Raw genomic sequence first — 17,917 nt, 5'->3', positions numbered from 1 at the left:
CCGCACACCCGAGCTTGGTTCCCCGCACTGTCACCCGCTCGGGGGTGGGTGGAAACCGCACGTCCGAGCGGCCTCTCGGGGGCGAACCGCATGAGACGCGAATGGTCGTTGACCCTCGCCGATCCGCGGCGCGACAGTGTGAGCTACCCGAACGGCTGACAGCAGGAGACCCCCGATGACCACTCTCAGACCAACCACCCGACCCCTGACCATTCCACGGCGCTCCGAATGGCGCACCGAGATCGTCGACGCGCCACCCGAGCCGGCACCCGTGTTCGACTACGACGTGGCGATCGTCGGGCTCGGCTATGTCGGGCTCCCCACGGCGCTCGCGTTCCACCATGCGGGAGCCCGCGTGCTCGCCCTCGACAGCTCCGCCGCGCGGCGGGCCACGATCCAGGCCCAGACGCCCGACATCTCGGACGCCGACCACGCACGGCTCTCGCACGCCCTCGGCGACGACTCCTTCCGCCTCACCGGCGACTCGACGCTGCTGCGCTCGGCGGCGGCCGTCGTCGTGTGCGTGCCGACACCCGTCGACCACCACCTCATCCCCGACCTCGCCATCCTGCGGTCGGCGTGCGCGACCGTCGTCGCCCACGCGACCGAGGGCCAGCTGTTCATGCTCACCTCGACGAGCTACGTCGGCTGCACGAACGACCTGCTCCTGGCGCCGTTGCGCGCCCGCGGCTTCACGATCGGCACCGACGTCTTCGTGGCGTTCAGCGCCGAGCGCATCGACCCGGGCAGCAGCGGCTTCGCCCAGGAGGACGTGACCCGGGTGATGGGCGGCGCGACGCTGCAGTGCGAGGAGGAGGCCGACAAGCTCCTGCGTCGCTACGCGGCCGACGTGCACCGCGTGAGCTCGCTCGCGGCGGCCGAGATGACCAAGCTCCTGGAGAACACGTTTCGCGCTGTCAACATCGCCCTCGCGAACGAGTTCGCCGACATCTGCCGCGCCCTCGACGTCTCGGTGACGGATGTGATCGACGCGGCATCCACGAAGCCCTACGGCTTTATGCCGTTCTATCCCGGGCCCGGGGTGGGCGGCCATTGCATCCCCTGCGATCCGCACTACCTGCTCTGGCAGCTGCGCGAGCAGCGGATCGACGCCCCCGTCATCACCCAGGCGATGACGCAGATCGCCGGCCGGCCGACGCACGTCGTCGACCGTGTGCAGACCGTGCTCTCCGAGCGCGGGATCGGGATCGCGGGGGCCCGCATCCTGGTCGTCGGCGTCTCGTACAAGGCGGATGTCGAAGACCTGCGCGAGTCGCCCGCCCTCGAGATCCTCGCGAGCCTGACCGCGCGCGGCGCCGCCGTCGGCTACCTCGACCCGCATTTCGCCAGCGTCACGCTCGCGACCGGCCAGATCGTCGACGGGCTCATCGACCCCGTCTCCTTCTCGCCGGATCTCGTGCTCGTGCACACCCGCCATACCGCGGAGGACCTGTCGTGGCTCGAGCCCGGCCAGCTGATCGTCGACGCCACCTACCGCAGCGCCGACCTCCCCGAGCGGGTGCTCCTGTGAACGCGCGGCAGAACGCGCGGCACGACGCGGCGGACGCGCGGCAGAACGAGACGACGGGAGCGGGACGATGAGAATCCTCGTCACCGGCGGAGCCGGCTTCATCGGCAGCCATCTCGTCGAATACCTCCTCGCACGAGGGGACGAGGTGATCGTCCTCGACGATCTCTCGACCGGTTCTCTAGCGAATCTCGGGTCTCTTCGCGACAATGATCGGCTGTCCGTCACCGTCGGCTCGATCCTGGATCGGGCCCTCGTCGGAGCCCTCGTGCGGGGAGTCGACCGGGTCTACCACCTGGCGGCCGCTGTCGGTGTGCGGCTCATCGTCGACAGACCCCTCTCGAGCCTGCGCACCAACATCCACGGCACCGAGAACGTGCTCGACGCCTGCGCCGAGCACGACGTGGCCCTGCTGCTCGCCTCGACGAGCGAGATCTATGGCAAGAACACCGCGGACGCCCTGCGGGAGGACGCCGACCGCATCCTCGGCTCACCGCTCAAATCGCGGTGGACGTACGCGGCGGCGAAAGGCATCGACGAGTCGTTCGCCCACGCCTACTGGCGTGAGCACGGGCTGCGGGTGTCGATCGTGCGGCTCTTCAACACCGTGGGGCCCCGGCAGACCGGCCGCTACGGCATGGTCGTGCCGAACCTCGTCGGCCAGGCGCTGCGAGGCCAGCCGCTCACGGTCTTCGGAGACGGGCAGCAGACCCGCTGCTTCTCGTACGTGGGCGACATCGTGCCCGCCGTCGTGCGGATCGCTGAGGAGCCCCGCAGCATCGGCAACGCCTACAACCTCGGTGGCGCGGAAGAGGTCGCGATCGCCGACCTCGCCTACCGTGTGCTGAGGATCACGAAGAGCCGCAGCACCATCACCTTCGTGCCTTATGAGGACGCCTACCCGGAGGGCTTCGAAGACATGCTCCGCCGGGTTCCCGACAACTCCCGGGCCCACGCCCTCGTCGGCTTCACCCCCACTACGCGGCTCGAGGAGATCATCGGCGTCGTCGCCGAGGATCTCGCCGCGCGGGCCGGCGAGGGCGTGCACACGACGCGACCGTTCGAGAGCGGGCGCCATCCCGACCCCGCGCTGCGGACGCGGCCCGCCCACGCCCTCGTGGAGTCGTGATGTGCGGCATCGTGGCGTGCCGCACCGCGGAGCCGGCCGCCCCCTACCTCGTTCGCGCGCTCGGCCTGCTCGAGTACCGCGGCTACGACTCCGCCGGGATCGCGGTGCAGACCGGCGACGGGATCGCCGCGCGCCTGCGCACCGTCAAACGCGTCGGAGACCTCGAGACGCAGCTCGCCGGCTGGGACGACTCCGCCCTCAGCGGCGTCGGCATCGGCCACACCCGCTGGGCCACCCACGGCTCGGTCACCGAGGGCAACGCGCACCCGCACAGCGACTGCCACGACAGGCTCAGCGTCGTGCACAACGGCATCATCGAGAACGCCACGGCGCTGCGCCGGGAGCTCGAGCTGAGCGGGCACGTCTTCGCCTCCGAGGTCGACAGCGAGGTGATCAGCCACCTCGTCGAGGAGGCGATCGTCGTCACCGACGACCTGCTCACGGCCGTGCGGCTCTCCGTCGACCGGCTCGAAGGCTCCTGGGCCCTGGTGGCGATGGATGCCGCGACCGGCCGCCTCGTCGCGGCCGCCCACCGTTCGCCGCTGCTCATCGCCCACTCCCCCCACGGCGACTTCGTCTCGAGCGACGTCGCCGCGATCGCGGAGTGGGTCGACGACTTCCGCACCATGCGCGACGGCGACGTGGTCGAGATCGCCGACACGCTGCTGTGGGAGAACCACGGTGTCGCGACATCCGCCCCCGAGCCCATCGCGTCGCCCTGGCTGCGAACGGAGCTCGCGCACACCGACCACGCCGACTTCATGAGCAAGGAGATCGGGGAGCAGCCCGAGGTCGCCGCGCGCATCCTCGACGAGCTCACCCCGGGCATCGCCGACGGCTCGCTGTGGCGCGCCCTGGAGCTGCCGCCGTTCGACCGCATCGCGATCGTCGGCTGCGGGACCTCGCTCAACGCCGGCCGGGTGATCGGCACGGCGTTCTCGCGCCACGGCCATGTGCCGCACAGCGCGATCGTGGCGAGCGAGGCGAGCTCGACGATCGTGGAGCCGCGCACCCTCGTGCTCGCGATCAGCCAGTCGGGCGAGACCGCCGACGTGCTGCGCGCGATCGACCAGGTCGACCTGGGGCTCAGCTCGCTCGTCGCGATCACCAACAACCCGCACTCCACGCTCGCCCGGCGCGCCGACTCGGTCATCGACTCGCACGCGGGGCCGGAGGTGGGGGTCGCGGCGACGAAGACCTTCGTCGCCCAGATCGTCACCGGGGTGTGCTTCGCGCTCTCGGCGCTCGTCGCGACCGATCGGGTCGACCGCTACCACGCACGCTGGCTCGCCGACGACCTCGCGCTCATCCCCGACCTGCTCGCGCAGTCGCTCGCGGTGAGCCTCGAGTCGGTGCCGCCCCTCGTCGCGCGCCTCCACGCCGCGACGGGCTACCTGTTCCTCGGCCGCGGGGCCGGCGTCGTCTACGCCGCGGAGGGCGCGCTCAAGCTCAAGGAGCTCAGCTACCGCTGGGCCGAGCACTACCCGGCCGGCGAGCTCAAGCACGGCCCGCTCGCCCTCGTCGAACCGGGCACGCCCGTGATCGTGATCGACAACGACGATCCACGTCTGGAGGGCAACATCGCGGAGGTGCGTGCCCGGGGCGGCGAGGTGCTGCGCATCGGCAGCATCGGCAGCGACATCCCGGCGCTCGGCCGCGGGATCGCCGAGCCGCGACGCGGCGGGATCGAGGCCTGGGGGCCGCTCGAGTCCGTCGTGCCCCTGCAGGTCTTCGCCCGTCAGCTCGCGCTCGAGCTGGGGCGCGACGTCGACAAGCCGCGCAACCTCGCCAAGTCGGTCACTGTCGATTGACGACGATGCAGCGGCTGCGGGGGGTGCTGCGAGCGGTGCTGTGCGGGGGCATCGCCTGCGCCGTGGGGGTGTGCGCGGCCGCGTGCACGGCTCCGCCCCCGCCGCTCGGCTCGGGCAGCCCCACGCCGTCGCGCCCGGCGGCGGCGGCTCGGCCGACACCCGCCACGACCGCGACACCCGTGCCCGCGGCATCCGCCACCGGCACGGCCACCCCGCCGCCGCCGGCCGCACCCGCCGTGCCGCCGCCGCCCGCGGGATCGGGGTACCCGTGGCACACCGACATCGCCGCGACGACGTTCTGGGTCGGCGAGATCTTCGATCCCGGCGCCGAGGACGGCAGCCAGATGCTCTCCACCTACGACTCGCAGTGGTTCGAGAGCTACGGGGGCTGCGACGGGGTCGTCGACGGCGACACTTGCGAGACCGAGCAGCGCTTCGCCGCCGACGGCTACTTCCCCCGCCACATGTCGCCGCGCGAGAACCCCTTCTACCTCGACCTGCCGTTCGACGACGTCAACGACCCCGAGGCCTTCGCGATGCGCGGCTCGGTCATCCCGTGGGCCGGGCAGCCGCAGTACGCGGGCTCCGTCGACGACCCCGACGTGAGCCTCATGAAGAACCGCTGGGTGCAGCTGCGCAACGGCTCGCGCGTCTGCTACGGCCAGATCGAGGATGCCGGCCCCGGCGAGTACCACGACGCCGCCTACGTCTTCGGCGCCAACGACGCCCGCCCCGCCAACACCCGATACGGCGGGGCGGGCCTCGACGTCTCCCCCGCCCTCAACGGATGCCTCGGCTTCACCGAGCTCGACGGCGACAGCGACCGCGTCGACTGGGCCTTCGTCGACGACTCCGCGGTGCCCGACGGCCCGTGGCTGCGCCTCGTCACCACGAGCGGCGTGCAGTAGCGGGCCCGCCCGTGCCTGCGCTCGTGCCCGTGCCTGTGCCCGTGCCGCTTTCGCCGGTTCTCTCGTTTCGCGATGGCGCAGTCTCGGGGCGAAACGCCGCTGCCGCTGCACGAACACACCGCGCGCTGCCCGTATCTGCGCCCTCGCGCACTCGCCCAGGATGAACTCCGTGCCCCACGGCGAGCGGATGCCGCGACCGCGGCGTGCCGCGAAACGCTCCTGTTTCGCGACCCGCGTCTCGCGACCCCGCGCGGCTAGCGCGAGACGATCGTGAGCGTCATCGTGGCTCTGTAGGTCCCGGCGGGCTTGTCGGCGGGCGAGACGAGCGTGAGCTCGCCGCCGAGCACGGTGTCGCCCACTCCCCCGCCCGAGGCCGCCGAGGCGAAGGGCGCCGGGTAGTGCGCGTCGCCCGCGTGCTGCTCCGCCGCGGGGTCGATGCCGGCATCCGTCGCACTGATCACGAGCGGCCGCAAGCCGAGCTGCACCGTGCCGATCACAATGCTCGCGTCGGCGTCGTTGACGAAGTCGGTCACGTCGGCGGTGATGTCCCAGCCGGGCCGACTCACCACACGATCATCGCTGACAGTCACCTCGGGCAGCACTCCGCGTGTCACCGACAAGCCGTTCACGCGCTCCGGCTCGTCGAGCTCCGCGGTCTCGCCGACCGCCGACTCGAAGCTGAGCGGGCCGTCGACGGCGGGGATCGTCGTGGCGTACAGACCGATCTCAAAACCCGGGGACAGCGGATCCGGCGACTCCGCACTCTCCGCCAGGGCGTCCGGGTCCGCGCGGCGCCAGAGATCGACAGCGCTCTGCGCGTCTGCCGGACCCGGGCCCGAACCCGGGATCGGGGTGTCCGCCCGAGCGGGAGCGGCGGCCGCGAGCGAGCTCAGCAGCACGACGACCGAGGCGATCCCGGCGGCGATGGAGCGACGGGCGATCGAGCGAGGCAGAACGTGGAGTGTGCGCATGGTCAGAAGGATCCCCCTCGGCTCCGGACCGCCAGGCTAGGGAGCCGCTATGAATGGGGTGTGAACGGTGGCTTGCGTCGAGCCGATCGAGAGGTGTCCGCCCCGGTGACCACCTCTCGGCGGGCTCGAGGCACCGCGAAGACGCAACGGAGCGAGCTGAGGTGGATGGGTGAGCTCGCTTCCGTAGCGCGGCGGCGGGCTCGCGTCATCCGATCCGCTCGGCCAGGGCGACGATGATCCCCTCAGGGCCGCGGAGGTAGCAGAGCCGGTAGATGCTCTCGTACTGCGCGACCTCGTCGAGCAGCTCGGCGCCGTGGGCGCGCAGGCGCGCGACGGTGTCGTCGATGTCGTCGACGGCGAACATGATGCGGTGCAGCCCCAGCGTGTTGGGCGGCGGGATCGCCGGCTCGGCACGGGATGCCACGGGGAGCCGATACGCGGTGAGCTCCACCTTGCCGTGGCCGTCGGGGGTGCGCATCATCGCGATCTCGCTCCGGATGCCGGCGAGACCCACGGCGCGGTCGGCCCACGAGCCCTCGATGGAGGCCCTGTCCTCCAGCTCCATGCCGAGTTCGGTGAAGAACGCGACGGCGGCGTCCAGGTCTTCGACGACGATGGCGACATTGTCCATCCGTTGGATTGCCATGTCTCCGAGCATAATCCGCCACGCCCCGACAGCCCGGGGACGACGGCCGGCAGAGCTCACCGACAGCTACCGTGGTGGCGGCATCCTGCCCTCAGACGCCCGGGGTCTCACTCAGCGGAGCCGACCACCAGCACGAGCTTGCCGCGCACCCGGCCCGTCTCGCCGACGCGGTGCGCCTCCGCGACGTCGGCCAGCGGGAAGGCCTGCCCGATCGGGAGCGCGAAACGCCCGGACTCGATCAGCTCGCCGACCTGGGCGAGCGCGTAGAGCGCGCGCCCGGAGTCGCCCCTGCTGAACCGCACGCCGTACTGCTGCGCGCCGGCGACGTCGGCGATCGTGATGACGTGCTCGGCGCCGCCCGCCAGGTCGATGAGCTCGGGCAGGATGCCGCTCCCCGCGACGTCGAGCGCCCGGTCGACGCCGTCGGGGGCGAGCTCGCGCACCCGCTCCTCCATGCCGTCGCCGTACACGACGGGCTCCGCGCCGAGCGAGCGCAGGTAGTCGTGGGTGGCGGGGCTGCCGGTGCCGATCACGCGTGCGCCGCGCGCAACCGCGAGTTGAACGGCGGCGGCGCCGACGCTTCCGGAGGCGCCGTTGATGAGCACCGTACTGCCGCCGCCGCTGCCGCTGACGCCGCCGACACCGATGCCGAGCTGGTCGAGCGCCCGCGCCGCCGTCTCCACGGAGGACGGCAGCGCGGCCGCGGCCGCGAAGTCGAGCGACGGCGGGATGGGCGCGTAGTACGACAGCACGGCCAGTTCGGCCTGTGCCGCGCCGTCGACGCAGAAGCCGAAGACGCGGTCGCCGATCGCGACATCCGTGACCCCTTCGCCGAGCTCGTCGACGACGCCCGCCGCCTCGTATCCCATGGTCTGCGGGAGCTCCGGATCCATGAGGCCCTGGCGCTTCTTCCAGTCGCTCGCGTTGACACCGGCGGCGCGCACCGCGATCCGAACCCGGCCGGGGCCCGGCCGCGGCTCCGCGAGCTCCATGATCTCGAGCACCTCCGGGCCGCCGAACCGGCTGAAACCAGCTGCCTTCATCATCTCTCTCATTCTCCGCGTCGGATCAGACCTCGGGCCGAGCCTCGGATCAGGCCTCGGGGATGACCCGGGCGAAGGCCTCGATCCGCGGCAGGTCGGGGTCGGGGCCGTTGCGCACGCCCGTGTCGAGGGCGTTGATGCGCGCGAGCTCCTCGGCACTCAGCTCGAAATCGAAGACGTCGAAGTTCTCGGCGATGCGCGCGGGATTCGTGGACTTCGGAATCGCGGAGCGGCCCTCCTGCAGATGCCAGCGCAGCATCGCCTGCGCGGCCGTCTTGCCGTGCGCCCGGGCGATGGCCTGCAGGGTCGGGTCGTCCAGGACGCTGCGGCGTTCATCGCCGAAGCCCGGGTAGAAGGTGATGCCGCCGATCGGGGACCACGCCTGGGTCAGGATGCCGTGCGCGGCATCCGCCCTCTGCACCTCAGGCTGGGTGAAGTACGGATGCAGCTCGACCTGGTTGACGGCCGGCACGACATCGGTCTCGTCGAGCAGTCGCTCCAGGTGGTGGGGCATGAAGTTGCTGACGCCGATCGCCCTCACCCTGCCGTCGGCGAGGAGGACTTCGAGCGCCTTGTAGGCGGCGATGGTCTGCTCGAACCGGTCCGGCGCGGGCTGGTGCAGGATCAGCAGGTCGAGCTGCTCGACGCCGAGCTTGCCTGTCGCCTTCTCGAAGGCGTGCAGGGTCTCGTCGTAGCCGTAGTCGCTCACCCAGACCTTCGTCTCGAGGAACACCTCGGAACGGGGGATGCCCGACCGGCGCAGCCCCTCGCCGACCTGCCGCTCGTTGCCGTACGCGGCGGCCGTGTCGATGTGCCGGTAGCCCGTCCGCAACGCGGTCTCGACGGCGCTCGCGGTCTCCTCGGGCGGGCTCTGGAAGACGCCGAAGCCGAGCGCCGGCATAACGACGCCGTCGTTCAGCGCGACGGTGATGGTCACGACTCCCCCTCGGAGGAGTCGGCGGGGGTCAGACGCAGTGTGAGCGCGTGCACCTTCTCACCGACGACGGTGCCCACGATGTCCTGCCCGTGGCTGTCGTACTTCTCGTGGTAGGCCGCGTCGATGGCCTCCTGCTCGCTCGGGTCGGCCGCGGCGAAGACGACGTCGCGCTCGACCCCGCCCGCCTGGATGCGCCCGGTTCCGGCCCGCTGCGCGCGCACGAACCAGGGGTTCTCGGGCCCGTAGGCGGAGCGCACGAAGACGCCGTCACCGAGGCGCACCGCCCAGATGGTCACGGAGGGGCGCAGCGTGCCGTCCTCGCGCCGTGAGGCGATGTGCAGCTCCTCGGCACCGCCGATGCGGTCGAGCTCAGACGTGGTCCATTCGGTCATGTTCGATTCCCTTCGACCCGGTCTTCGGTGAAGACCCGCTTCACCTCATCCTCGCTCAGGCGGCGCCGTTTCGCGAGGCCTGCCGAGAGGCGAGCGGAGGGTGAAGTCCAGGGTGGCGTAGTTCATGCCGCCCTCTCGCACGGTGTGCAGCCTGAGCACGCGGATGCCGGCCTCGAGCTCCGGCGACGGGAGCTCGAGGCGATCCCAGTGATGCGCCTGATGCCACGGCACCTCGTCGGCGGCGTCGAAAGTGCTCCGACCGCGTAGCGCAGCCAGTTGCCCGGCGACGTCCGGCCCACGTAGAGCAGCCCGAGCGGAGGGACGATCCGGGTGTGCTCGCCGCTGCCGTCGGCTCGGCCGGAACAGGATGGCTTCGCGGATCACCGCGGAATGCGGCATCCGATCGCGGCGTGCCGCGTAACCATCCTGTTCCGGCCGAACACTGACAACAACTACGCCGAGACCGCCAGCGTCTCCCGCACCGCCCGGGTGGCCGCGAGCACGTTGCTCAGCGACTCCACCGTCTCGGCGTAGCCGCGGGTCTTGAGCCCGCAGTCGGGGTTGACCCACACCTGGCGCACGGGGATCGAGCCGAGGGCCGTGCCGATGAGCTCGGTGACCTCGGCGACGCTCGGCACACGCGGCGAGTGGATGTCGTAGACGCCCGGCCCGATGCCGCGCCCGAAACCGCTGCGCTGGATGTCGGGCACGACCTCCATCTTCGACCGGGCCGCCTCGATCGAGGTGACGTCGGCGTCGAGGCGGTCGATCGCGTCGATGACGACGCCGAACTCCGAGTAGCAGAGGTGGGTGTGGATCTGGGTCTCGTCGCGCACCCCGGAGGTCGCGAGCCGGAAGGAGCCGACCGACCAGTCGAGGTAGTCGGCGTGATCCTTCTTCTTGAGGGGCAGCAGTTCGCGCAGCGCCGGCTCGTCGACCTGGATGATGCTGATGCCGGCCGCCTCGAGGTCGGCGATCTCGTCGCGAAGGGCGAGCGCGACCTGGTTGGCGGTGTCGCGCAGCGGCTGGTCGTCGCGCACGAACGACCAGGCGAGGATCGTCACGGGGCCGGTGAGCATGCCCTTGACGGGCTTCTCGGTGAGGCTCTGCGCATAGCTCGACCACTCGACCGTGATCGGCGAGGGCCGCGACACGTCGCCCCAGAGGATCGACGGCCGCGTACACCGCGAGCCGTAGGACTGCACCCAGCCGTTCTGGGTGACCGCGAAGCCGTCGAGGTTCTCGGCGAAGTACTGCACCATGTCGTTGCGCTCGGGCTCGCCGTGCACGATGACGTCGAGTCCGATCTGCTCCTGCAGGGCGATGACCCGGGCGATCTCGGCCTTGAGGTAGTCGGTGTACTCGGCCTCGGTGATCTCGCCCTTCGTGAAGGCGGCCCGCGAGGTGCGGATGTCGCCGGTCTGGGGGAAGGAGCCGATCGTCGTCGTCGGCAGCAGGGGCAGGTCGAGCGCAGCGCTCTGCGCCGCGAGCCGCACCCCGTAGTCGCCGCGCGAGAAGTCGGCGGCGGTGAGGGCGGCGGCCCGCTCGCGCACCGAGCCGTCGTGCACGCCGGTCGCCCGGCGACGGTCGTCGAGGGCAGCGGATGCCGCGGCCACCTCCTCCTCGATCGCCGCCGCGCCCTCGGCCAGCCCGCGGGCCAACGTCGCGACCTGCTGCACCTTCTGGTCGGCGAAGGCGAGCCAGCTCGTCAGCTGCTCGCCGAGCAGGGTCTCGTCGTGCACGTCGTGCGGCACGTGGAAGAGCGAGGTGGAGGTCGAGGCGGAGACGCGGGGGCTGAGCTCCCTGAGCGACTCGAGCGTCGACAGGGCCGCGCCGAGGTCGCCCCGCCAGATGTTGTGGCCGTCGACGACGCCGCCGACGAGGACCGTCCGAGCCGCAGCCGCCGCGGCGTCGCCGTCGAGCTGCGGAACCGAGCCGCGCACGAGGTCGAGGCCGATCGCCTCGACGCCCGTGCCGAGCAGGACGGGAAGGGCGTCGTCGAGGCTTCCGTAGGGCGCCGCGACGAAGATCTGCGGGCGCTCCGCCGCCGAGGTCAGCCGCGAGTACACCGCGGAGACGGCGGCGAGCACACGCTCGCGGGGAACGTCGACGGCCTCGCTCACGAGGGCCGGCTCGTCGAGCTGCACCCAGTCCGCACCGGCGGCACTCAGGCGGGCGAGCAGCTGCTCGTAGACCGGCACGAGGTCGTCGAGGCGGTCGAAGGGCAGGTAGCCCTCGGGCGCGCCGACCCCGGCCTTGGCGAGCAGCAGGAAGGTCAGCGGGCCGACGAGGACCGGCCGGGTGACGACGCCGGCGGCGAGCGCCTCCTCGAACTCGCGCACCAGGCGGTCGGAGGCGAGGTGGAACGGGGTCTCCGGCGCGATCTCCGGAACGAGGTAGTGGTAGTTCGAGTCGAACCACTTGGTCATCTCGGCCGGAACGTCGTCGCCTTCGCCGCGGGCGATGGTGAAGTAGCCTGCCAGGTCGATGGTGCCGTCATCCTTCACCAGTCGCTCGAAGCGCGCGGGCACCGCACCGACGGTCACGGCCGCGTCGAGCACCTGGTCGTAGAACGAGAAGTCCCCGGGGATGGAGGAGTCGGCCGCGCCGAGCCCGAGGCCGAGCAGCCGCGCACGAGTGGCGTCTCGCAGCTCTGCGGCCGCCGTCTCGAGCTGGTCGGCCGAGATCTTCCCGGCCCAGAACGCCTCGACGGCCTTCTTGAGCTCGCGCCGCCGGCCGATCCGCGGGTAACCGAGGATCGTGCCGCCGGGGAAAGGAGAGATGGATGTCATGCTGGTTCCCTAACTGTGGTGATGAGTCCGAGCTCGCGCAGTATCGCGAGCACGGGGCCGGAACGATTGAAGGTGTAGAGATGCAGGCCGGGGGCGCCCCCGTCGAGCACCTCGGCGCTCAGCTCGGTCGCGTAGTCGAGGCCGACCGCCGCCTGGGAGGCCGGGGACGCGTGGACGCTCAGCCGCCGCTGCAGCTCCACTGGTGCGGCCTCGCCCGTGAGCTCGAGGATGCGCTCGAGCCTGCGTGAGCTCAGCACCGGCATGATGCCGGGCAGGATGCGCATCGTCACTCCGGCGGCGCGCGCCTGGTCGACGAAGCGCAGGTAGTCCTCCGCGTGGAAGAAGAGCTGGGTGATCGCGAGGTTCGCCCCCGCGGCCTCCTTCGCGAGCAGGGTGTCGAGGTCTTGGGTGACCGAGCGGGAGCGCGGATGCCCGTTCGGGAACGCGGCGACGGCGATCGTCACCCTCTCGCCCGTGCGCAGGCGCTTGACGCCCGGGAAGCCCTCGACGTCCTGCTCGCTGAAGGGCTCCCGCTCCGCCTGCACGTGGTGGATGAGCTGCACGAGCTCGCCCGCGCTGCGGAGGTCGCCGAGGAAGACGTCGTCTTCGCTCGTGCCCTCCGGCGGGTCGCCTCGGAGGGCCAGGAAGCTCCGAACCCCCGAGTCGAGGAACTCCCGGATGAGCCGGGTGGCCTCGGAGTACGAGGAGCCGACGCAGGTGAGGTGGGCCATCGGCTGGATGCCGAGGACGAGGAGCTCCTTGAGCACCGCGAGCGACGCGCCCCGCGAGGAGCCGTTCGCGCCGTACGTGACCGAGATGAACTCGGGATCGACCCGGGCGAGGTGCACGAGGGAGTCGACGAGGGCGAGCTCGGCCGCCGCGCTGCGCGGCGGGTAGAGCTCGAAGGAGAACGTCGGCATGGCACATCCCTTCCCGTGACGGTGTCTTCTCGATGACGTGTCGATCGGTTCGGGCGGGTGCCGGGCTCGGCTGTCGCTCGTCGTGCGGCCTGAGCGGCCGAACGGTTATGAGGGAGCCTAGGCTCCTGCCGGGAGCGCGCGAAACCCCCGTTCGCCAGTGTTACCCCGGATGACGGTGCGCGACGATTCGTGACGGGGCCCGTCGACGCGGAGGCGGGATGAACCTCATCCTGAGTCGATGGCACTCATTCACGCCCGGCCTGTCGACACCATCCGCCGCGAGCGCAGCAGCATAAAGTGGACGCGTTTCCCCCCTGACGTGCTGCCTCTCTTCGTGGCGGAGATGGACTACGCGCTGGCCACGCCCATCGTCGAGACGCTCGTGCAGCGCATCCGGGCCTCCGACACGGGATACGTCGACGCCGCCGGCCCGCTCGCGCCCGCCTTCGGCGCCTTCGCCGCCGAGCGCTGGGGCTGGGCCGTCGATCCCCGCCACGTGCACGTCGCGACGGATGTCAGCGTGGGGATCGTGGAGACGCTGCGGCTCGTCGTGCCCTCCGGCGGAACGGTCGTGGTCACTCCCCCGGTCTACCCGCCGTTCTTCGAGCTCGTGGAGGAGGCCGGGGCGGTGGTCGCCGGCGTGCCGCTGCTCGAGACCGCGAGCGGCTGGGCGCTCGACCTCGAGGGCCTCGAGCGCGCCTTCGCCGCGGGTGCGCACGCCTTCCTGCTGTGCAACCCGCACAACCCGCACGGTCTCGTGCACGACGCTCGCACGCTCGCCGCCGTCGCCCGGCTCGCGGCCCGCTACGGGGTCTTCGTTGTGAGCGACGAGATCCACGCGCCGCTCACCCACCCCGGTGTCGAGTTCACCCCCTTCACCCCGCTCGCCCGCGACGCCGGGGCGCGGTCGGTGTGCGTGACCTCGGCGAGCAAGGGCTGGAACCTGGCCGGCACGAAGTGCGCGCTGCTCGTGGCGGGCGACGAGTTCTCGGCCCAGCTGCTCGACACCCTGCCCGAGGAGGTCGCCAACCGCACGAGCATCCTCGGCCTGCACGCCAACGTCGTCGCCTTCTCGTGTACCGACTGGCTCGACGACGCCGTCGAGCACATCGTCGCCAACGACCGGCTGCTCGACGAGCTGCTGCGGGCGCAGCTGCCCGCGGTCGTCTACCACCGCCCGCACGCGAGCTACCTCGCCTGGCTCGACATCCGCGGGCTGGGCCTCGGGGAGTCCGCGCACGAGCGCATCCTGCACGAGGCCCGGGTCGCCCTCAACGACGGGGCGACCTTCGGCAGCGAGGGCCGCGGCTTCGTGCGGCTCAACCTGGCCTGCGCGCCCGAGACCCTGCGCGAGGCCGTGGCGCGCATCGCCCGGCTCGTCGCGTCACCCGCGCCGGCGGGCGCCGCTGTTCCCGCTCCCGCCGTTGTTCCCGCCGGTGCAGCCGCTCCCGCAGCCGCCGGGATCCGAGCGGATGCCGCTCACTCCTCCGTCGCGCGCTGAAGCGCCTGCTCGAGGTCTCCGATGATGTCCCGGGCGCTCTCGAGGCCGATCGACAGACGGATGAGACCGGGTGTGATGCCGGCATCCAGCCGCTCCTCCTCGGTCAGGCGGCCGTGGATGGTGCTGCCCGTGTGCAGGGCCAGCGTGCGCACGTCGCCGATGTGGGTCATGTTGCTGATGAGCGACAGCGCGTCGATGAACCGGCGCGCGGCGGGGCGCCCGCCCGCGAGGTCGAAGGAGACGATCGAGCCAGCCCCCTTGGGCAGGTACTTCTTCGCGCGCTCGTGGTACGGGTTCGACGGCAGGCCCGGGTAGTCCACACCGGCGACGGCGGGATGCGCGTCGAGCCATTCCGCGACGACCTGGGCGTTCGCCACGTGGCGGTCCATCCGCACCGAGAGGGTCTCCACACCGTGCAGCAGCAGGAAGGTGCTCGTGGGCGGCACGGTCGGGCCGTACTCGAGCACGATGACGCTGCGCAGGTAGACCGAGAACGCGGATGCCCCGAACCGCTCCACGAACGATCCCACGCCCGGTCGCGGCGACTCTGTCAGCTGCGGGAAGCGCTCGGCGTTGGCCGCCCAGTCGAAACGGCCGCCGTCGATGACGGCCCCGCCGATGACCGAGCCGTGGCCGGCGAGCCACTTCGAGGTCGAGTGGATGACGATGTCGGCGCCCCATTCGAGAGGCCGGCACAGGTAGGGGGTCGCGACCGTGCTGTCGACCACGAGGGGAACGCCGGCCCGGTGGGCGACGCCCGCGAGCCGTTCGAGGTCGACGACCGTGTTCTTGGGGTTCGGGATCGTCTCGGTGTAGATCGCGCGGGTGCGCTCGGTGACCTTCGAGGCCCATTCCTCGTCGCTCGCCGACTCCGGCACGTACTCGACCACGAGGCCCTGTCGCGCGAGGCTGCCCTGGAACATCTGCCGGGTGCCCTCGTAGAGGTTCGCGGTGGCCAGGATGTGGTCGCCCTGGGAGGCGAGCGCGAACAGCGTGGCCGCGATCGCCGCCTGACCGCTGCCGACGAGCACTCCGGCGACCCCGCCCTCGAGATCGGCCAGCCGCCGGGCCGCGGCGGCGTTCGTGGGGTTGTCGCTGCGCGAGTAGACGTTCGCCGCGGTCGTGCCCGCGAACCGGGCCTCCGCGTCGTCGAAGGAGGAGAACAGGTAGCCGGCCGTCTGGTAGACCGGACCGATCCGCGCTCCGACCTGCGAGTCGACGATCGCGCCGGCGTGGATCTGCCGGGTCTCGAAGTCGTGGACGGGTGTGGGCTTCGATGTCATGTGCTGGGGTCCGATCAGATCGTTGCGGGTTCGAAGACGGCCGCGGAGGCCGAGGACGCGCTTTCGCGCTCCCGGGCGATCTCCACGAGCCTGAGCAGGACGGCGCGCGCCGCCCGATCGTTCTCGCGGAACGACACGGCGTTGGTGCGGGGCCGGGCGAAGGCGCCGACGAAGGGGGCGGTCGTGTAGGGGCCGATCGCGAAGCGGCGCTCGTGGGCGCCTCCGGCGGCGGCCAGGATGCGGGCGTCCTGCACCCTCACCGCGAGCCTGCCCGTCGTCCCCGCGTACTCCTCGTCGGCCACGAGCTCCTCGACGCCGACCCCCGACTCGACGAGGGCGCGCAGCACGGGGTTGTCGCTGAGCGAGACGTTCTCGGCCGGCAGCCGGGCGTCGACGAGCGCGCTCGCGACCGTCTCGGCGTCGGTGTTGGCTCCCCGGGCGCGGAAGACGCCGGCCGTCTCATCGGCGACGACCGTCATGCCCGAGCCGAGGAACTCGACGATCCCTGCTCGCGACAGGGCGAGCAGCTCCTCGAGACGGTGGGCGGGAGGCCCGCTCGCGACGTAGCTGAAGTAGCGGATCCAGGACTCCCCGAGGTCGTGCACACGCGACCGCGCCGACCACCTCGCGGTGTCGACGATCTCGCCCAGCACGAACATGCTCTGCAGGAGGGAGTGGAAGAGGCCGAGCGTCGCGCTGTGCTCCGGGCGCGTCCGCAGCGCCAGATCGGTCTCGATGTACTCGCGCAGCGCCTCCTGCAGCTCGCCGGCGTCGGCGAAGCGGCGGCGGTCGAGGGGCCGGTCGAACTCGTCCAGGTGCAGGCGGTCGAGAGGGTCGGGCACGACCGTGTCGACCACGGCGCGGAGCTCGGCGCTGTTCCACTCGTACGACTCGAGAACCCGGGCGAACTCGCTCCACGGAGCGCCCACCCGCTCGGGATGGCCGTGGAAGAGCTCCCAGTAGTAGCCCCAGAGCATCTCCTTCGCGATGAGCGGCCAGACCCGGCGGCGGAAGTCGAGCGGGTCGTGCTCGGCGACGAGGCGTGCCGCGGCATCCGTCGTGAAGAAACGCGGCTCCGGGCGCGGGGCGTGCAGCGTCGAGCCGATCTTGGAGTGGTACGGCACGCCTCGGCCCGAGCCGATCGCGAGGTGCGGCTCGCGGCCGGACGCGCGGTACTCGAGCCGCCCTTCGGCGTCTCTCTCGAAACGGCCGCCCCGGCCCTCGGTGAGCAGCACCACGAGGTCGACGGCCGCGAGCCCGAGACCGCGCACGAGCACCCGCTGGCCCGGGTTGATCGCCCGCAGCTCGGCGTCGGCGGTGAAGGCGGGGGCCACGTAGAGCAGCTCGTGCCGGGCCGCGAACGCCTGCAGACCACGATGCTCCTCGCTCGGCTCGCGGCCGTTGTGCCCGAGCGCGTAGAGCACGACGTCGACGTCGAGGCGTTTGCCGCTCTCGAGCAGGACGTGCTGTTCGCCGTCGGATGCCTCGACCACGCGTGACGCCGCCTCGCGGTGCTCGCGCACGACCACCGACTCCCCCAGCGCCTCGACCGTGCGCCGGTGGAACCAGTCGAGGTACAGGCTCTGCAGGCGCCGGGTCGGGAAGCTCGTGCCCTCCAGGGCGCGCAGCTCGGCGAGGAGCCGGTCGTCGGGCACCGCGACATCCGCGATCCGGCCCGAGACGACGTCGCGCGCCCAGTCGATGAGCGAGGGGCCGGGGATCACGGGCCCGTCGATCGTCGAGGACTCGTCGGTGAACATCGTGACGTCCTGCGCCATCGAGTTGAGCTTGAGCAGCGGCGACTGATCCAGCCGCCAGATCCGCCCGGGGCCGGCGGGATACGGGTCGACGAGGTGCACGACGACATCTCGCCCCTCGCCCAGCAGCGGATGGCTGGCCGCGAGCCGCTCGAGGAAGCCGACGCCGCGGGGACCTGCGCCGAGAACGGCGAGGCGGAGCGGCTGCGTGCGTGGATCGATGGCAGTCATGCCACAACTCTCACCGTCGAAGCCAGCGAAGACACGGAATGTTACCTGCGGTGACGACATGACGAACT

At 71.6% G+C, this 17,917-nt stretch carries 15 protein-coding genes; 5 read left to right on the top strand and 10 right to left on the bottom strand.

Annotated elements, in window-relative coordinates:
• Window positions 1-175: 175 nt before the first annotated feature.
• From CLV54_RS10550 to glmS, 3 genes are all read left to right on the top strand, one after another.
• Window positions 176-1,531 carry a nucleotide sugar dehydrogenase gene (locus CLV54_RS10550; RefSeq protein ID WP_100344909.1) on the top strand — a complete coding sequence of 452 codons (1,356 nt, stop codon included), beginning with the start codon at window positions 176-178 and terminating at the stop codon, window positions 1,529-1,531.
• 67 nt (window positions 1,532-1,598) lie between these two features.
• Complete coding sequence (locus CLV54_RS10545) at window positions 1,599-2,657, top strand: dTDP-glucose 4,6-dehydratase (protein ID WP_100344908.1); 1,059 nt, start codon at window positions 1,599-1,601, stop codon at window positions 2,655-2,657.
• Window positions 2,657-4,468: a glutamine--fructose-6-phosphate transaminase (isomerizing) gene (glmS, locus tag CLV54_RS10540; RefSeq protein ID WP_100344907.1), complete on the top strand. Its 1,812-nt coding sequence runs from the start codon at window positions 2,657-2,659 to the stop codon at window positions 4,466-4,468. The genes CLV54_RS10545 and glmS overlap by 1 nt, the downstream gene beginning before the upstream one ends.
• Here the strand turns inward: glmS and CLV54_RS17935 are convergent.
• Complete coding sequence (locus CLV54_RS17935) at window positions 4,455-4,823, bottom strand: hypothetical protein (protein WP_245861580.1); 369 nt, start codon at window positions 4,821-4,823, stop codon at window positions 4,455-4,457. The two genes, glmS and CLV54_RS17935, sit on opposite strands and share 14 nt — an antisense overlap.
• On the opposite strand from CLV54_RS17935, the gene CLV54_RS17930 reads away from it, so the two are divergent.
• On the top strand, window positions 4,813-5,376 hold the full coding sequence (locus CLV54_RS17930; protein WP_245861578.1) for a hypothetical protein: 564 nt from the start codon (window positions 4,813-4,815) through the stop codon (window positions 5,374-5,376). The two genes, CLV54_RS17935 and CLV54_RS17930, sit on opposite strands and share 11 nt — an antisense overlap.
• Before the next feature lie 254 nt (window positions 5,377-5,630).
• Here CLV54_RS17930 and CLV54_RS10530 read toward each other — a convergent pair whose 3' ends face one another.
• From CLV54_RS10530 to CLV54_RS10495, 7 genes are all read right to left on the bottom strand, one after another.
• Window positions 5,631-6,347 (bottom strand): hypothetical protein, encoded by a 717-nt coding sequence (locus CLV54_RS10530; protein ID WP_100344905.1) that lies wholly within the window; start codon window positions 6,345-6,347, stop codon window positions 5,631-5,633.
• Window positions 6,348-6,552: 205 nt separating this feature from the next.
• Window positions 6,553-6,993 (bottom strand): VOC family protein, encoded by a 441-nt coding sequence (locus CLV54_RS10525; protein WP_211294516.1) that lies wholly within the window; start codon window positions 6,991-6,993, stop codon window positions 6,553-6,555.
• A gap of 107 nt (window positions 6,994-7,100) precedes the next feature.
• Window positions 7,101-8,036, bottom strand: a complete 936-nt coding sequence (locus tag CLV54_RS10520; RefSeq protein WP_100345052.1) for an alcohol dehydrogenase catalytic domain-containing protein — start codon at window positions 8,034-8,036, stop codon at window positions 7,101-7,103.
• A 49-nt stretch (window positions 8,037-8,085) separates the two neighbouring features.
• Entirely contained in the window at window positions 8,086-8,937 is an 852-nt protein-coding gene (locus tag CLV54_RS10515) for an aldo/keto reductase (RefSeq protein WP_100345051.1), read from the bottom strand.
• Window positions 8,938-8,969: 32 nt separating this feature from the next.
• Window positions 8,970-9,365 (bottom strand): DUF2255 family protein, encoded by a 396-nt coding sequence (locus CLV54_RS10510; RefSeq protein ID WP_100344903.1) that lies wholly within the window; start codon window positions 9,363-9,365, stop codon window positions 8,970-8,972.
• Between the two features lie 452 nt (window positions 9,366-9,817).
• Window positions 9,818-12,157 carry a 5-methyltetrahydropteroyltriglutamate--homocysteine S-methyltransferase gene (metE, locus tag CLV54_RS10500; protein ID WP_100344901.1) on the bottom strand — a complete coding sequence of 780 codons (2,340 nt, stop codon included), beginning with the start codon at window positions 12,155-12,157 and terminating at the stop codon, window positions 9,818-9,820.
• Entirely contained in the window at window positions 12,154-13,077 is a 924-nt protein-coding gene (locus tag CLV54_RS10495; protein ID WP_100344900.1) for a methylenetetrahydrofolate reductase, read from the bottom strand. The genes metE and CLV54_RS10495 overlap by 4 nt, the downstream gene beginning before the upstream one ends.
• A gap of 238 nt (window positions 13,078-13,315) precedes the next feature.
• On the opposite strand from CLV54_RS10495, the gene CLV54_RS10490 reads away from it, so the two are divergent.
• The gene (locus CLV54_RS10490; RefSeq protein ID WP_100344899.1) at window positions 13,316-14,578 is read left to right on the top strand and encodes a MalY/PatB family protein; all 1,263 of its coding nucleotides are present in this window, start codon (window positions 13,316-13,318) and stop codon (window positions 14,576-14,578) included.
• Here CLV54_RS10490 and CLV54_RS10485 read toward each other — a convergent pair.
• Both CLV54_RS10485 and CLV54_RS10480 read right to left on the bottom strand, forming a co-directional pair.
• Window positions 14,557-15,861, bottom strand: a complete 1,305-nt coding sequence (locus tag CLV54_RS10485) for an O-acetylhomoserine aminocarboxypropyltransferase/cysteine synthase family protein (protein WP_100344898.1) — start codon at window positions 15,859-15,861, stop codon at window positions 14,557-14,559. The two genes, CLV54_RS10490 and CLV54_RS10485, sit on opposite strands and share 22 nt — an antisense overlap.
• Window positions 15,862-15,875: 14 nt before the next feature.
• Window positions 15,876-17,849 (bottom strand): FAD/NAD(P)-binding protein, encoded by a 1,974-nt coding sequence (locus tag CLV54_RS10480; protein ID WP_100344897.1) that lies wholly within the window; start codon window positions 17,847-17,849, stop codon window positions 15,876-15,878.
• Window positions 17,850-17,917: the final 68 nt, after the last annotated feature.

The organism is Compostimonas suwonensis, assembly GCF_002797855.1.
Lineage (GTDB): Bacteria > Actinomycetota > Actinomycetes > Actinomycetales > Microbacteriaceae > Compostimonas > Compostimonas suwonensis.
Note: the sequence above shows the minus strand (reverse complement) of the source record. Positions and strands in the feature narration are given on the sequence as shown.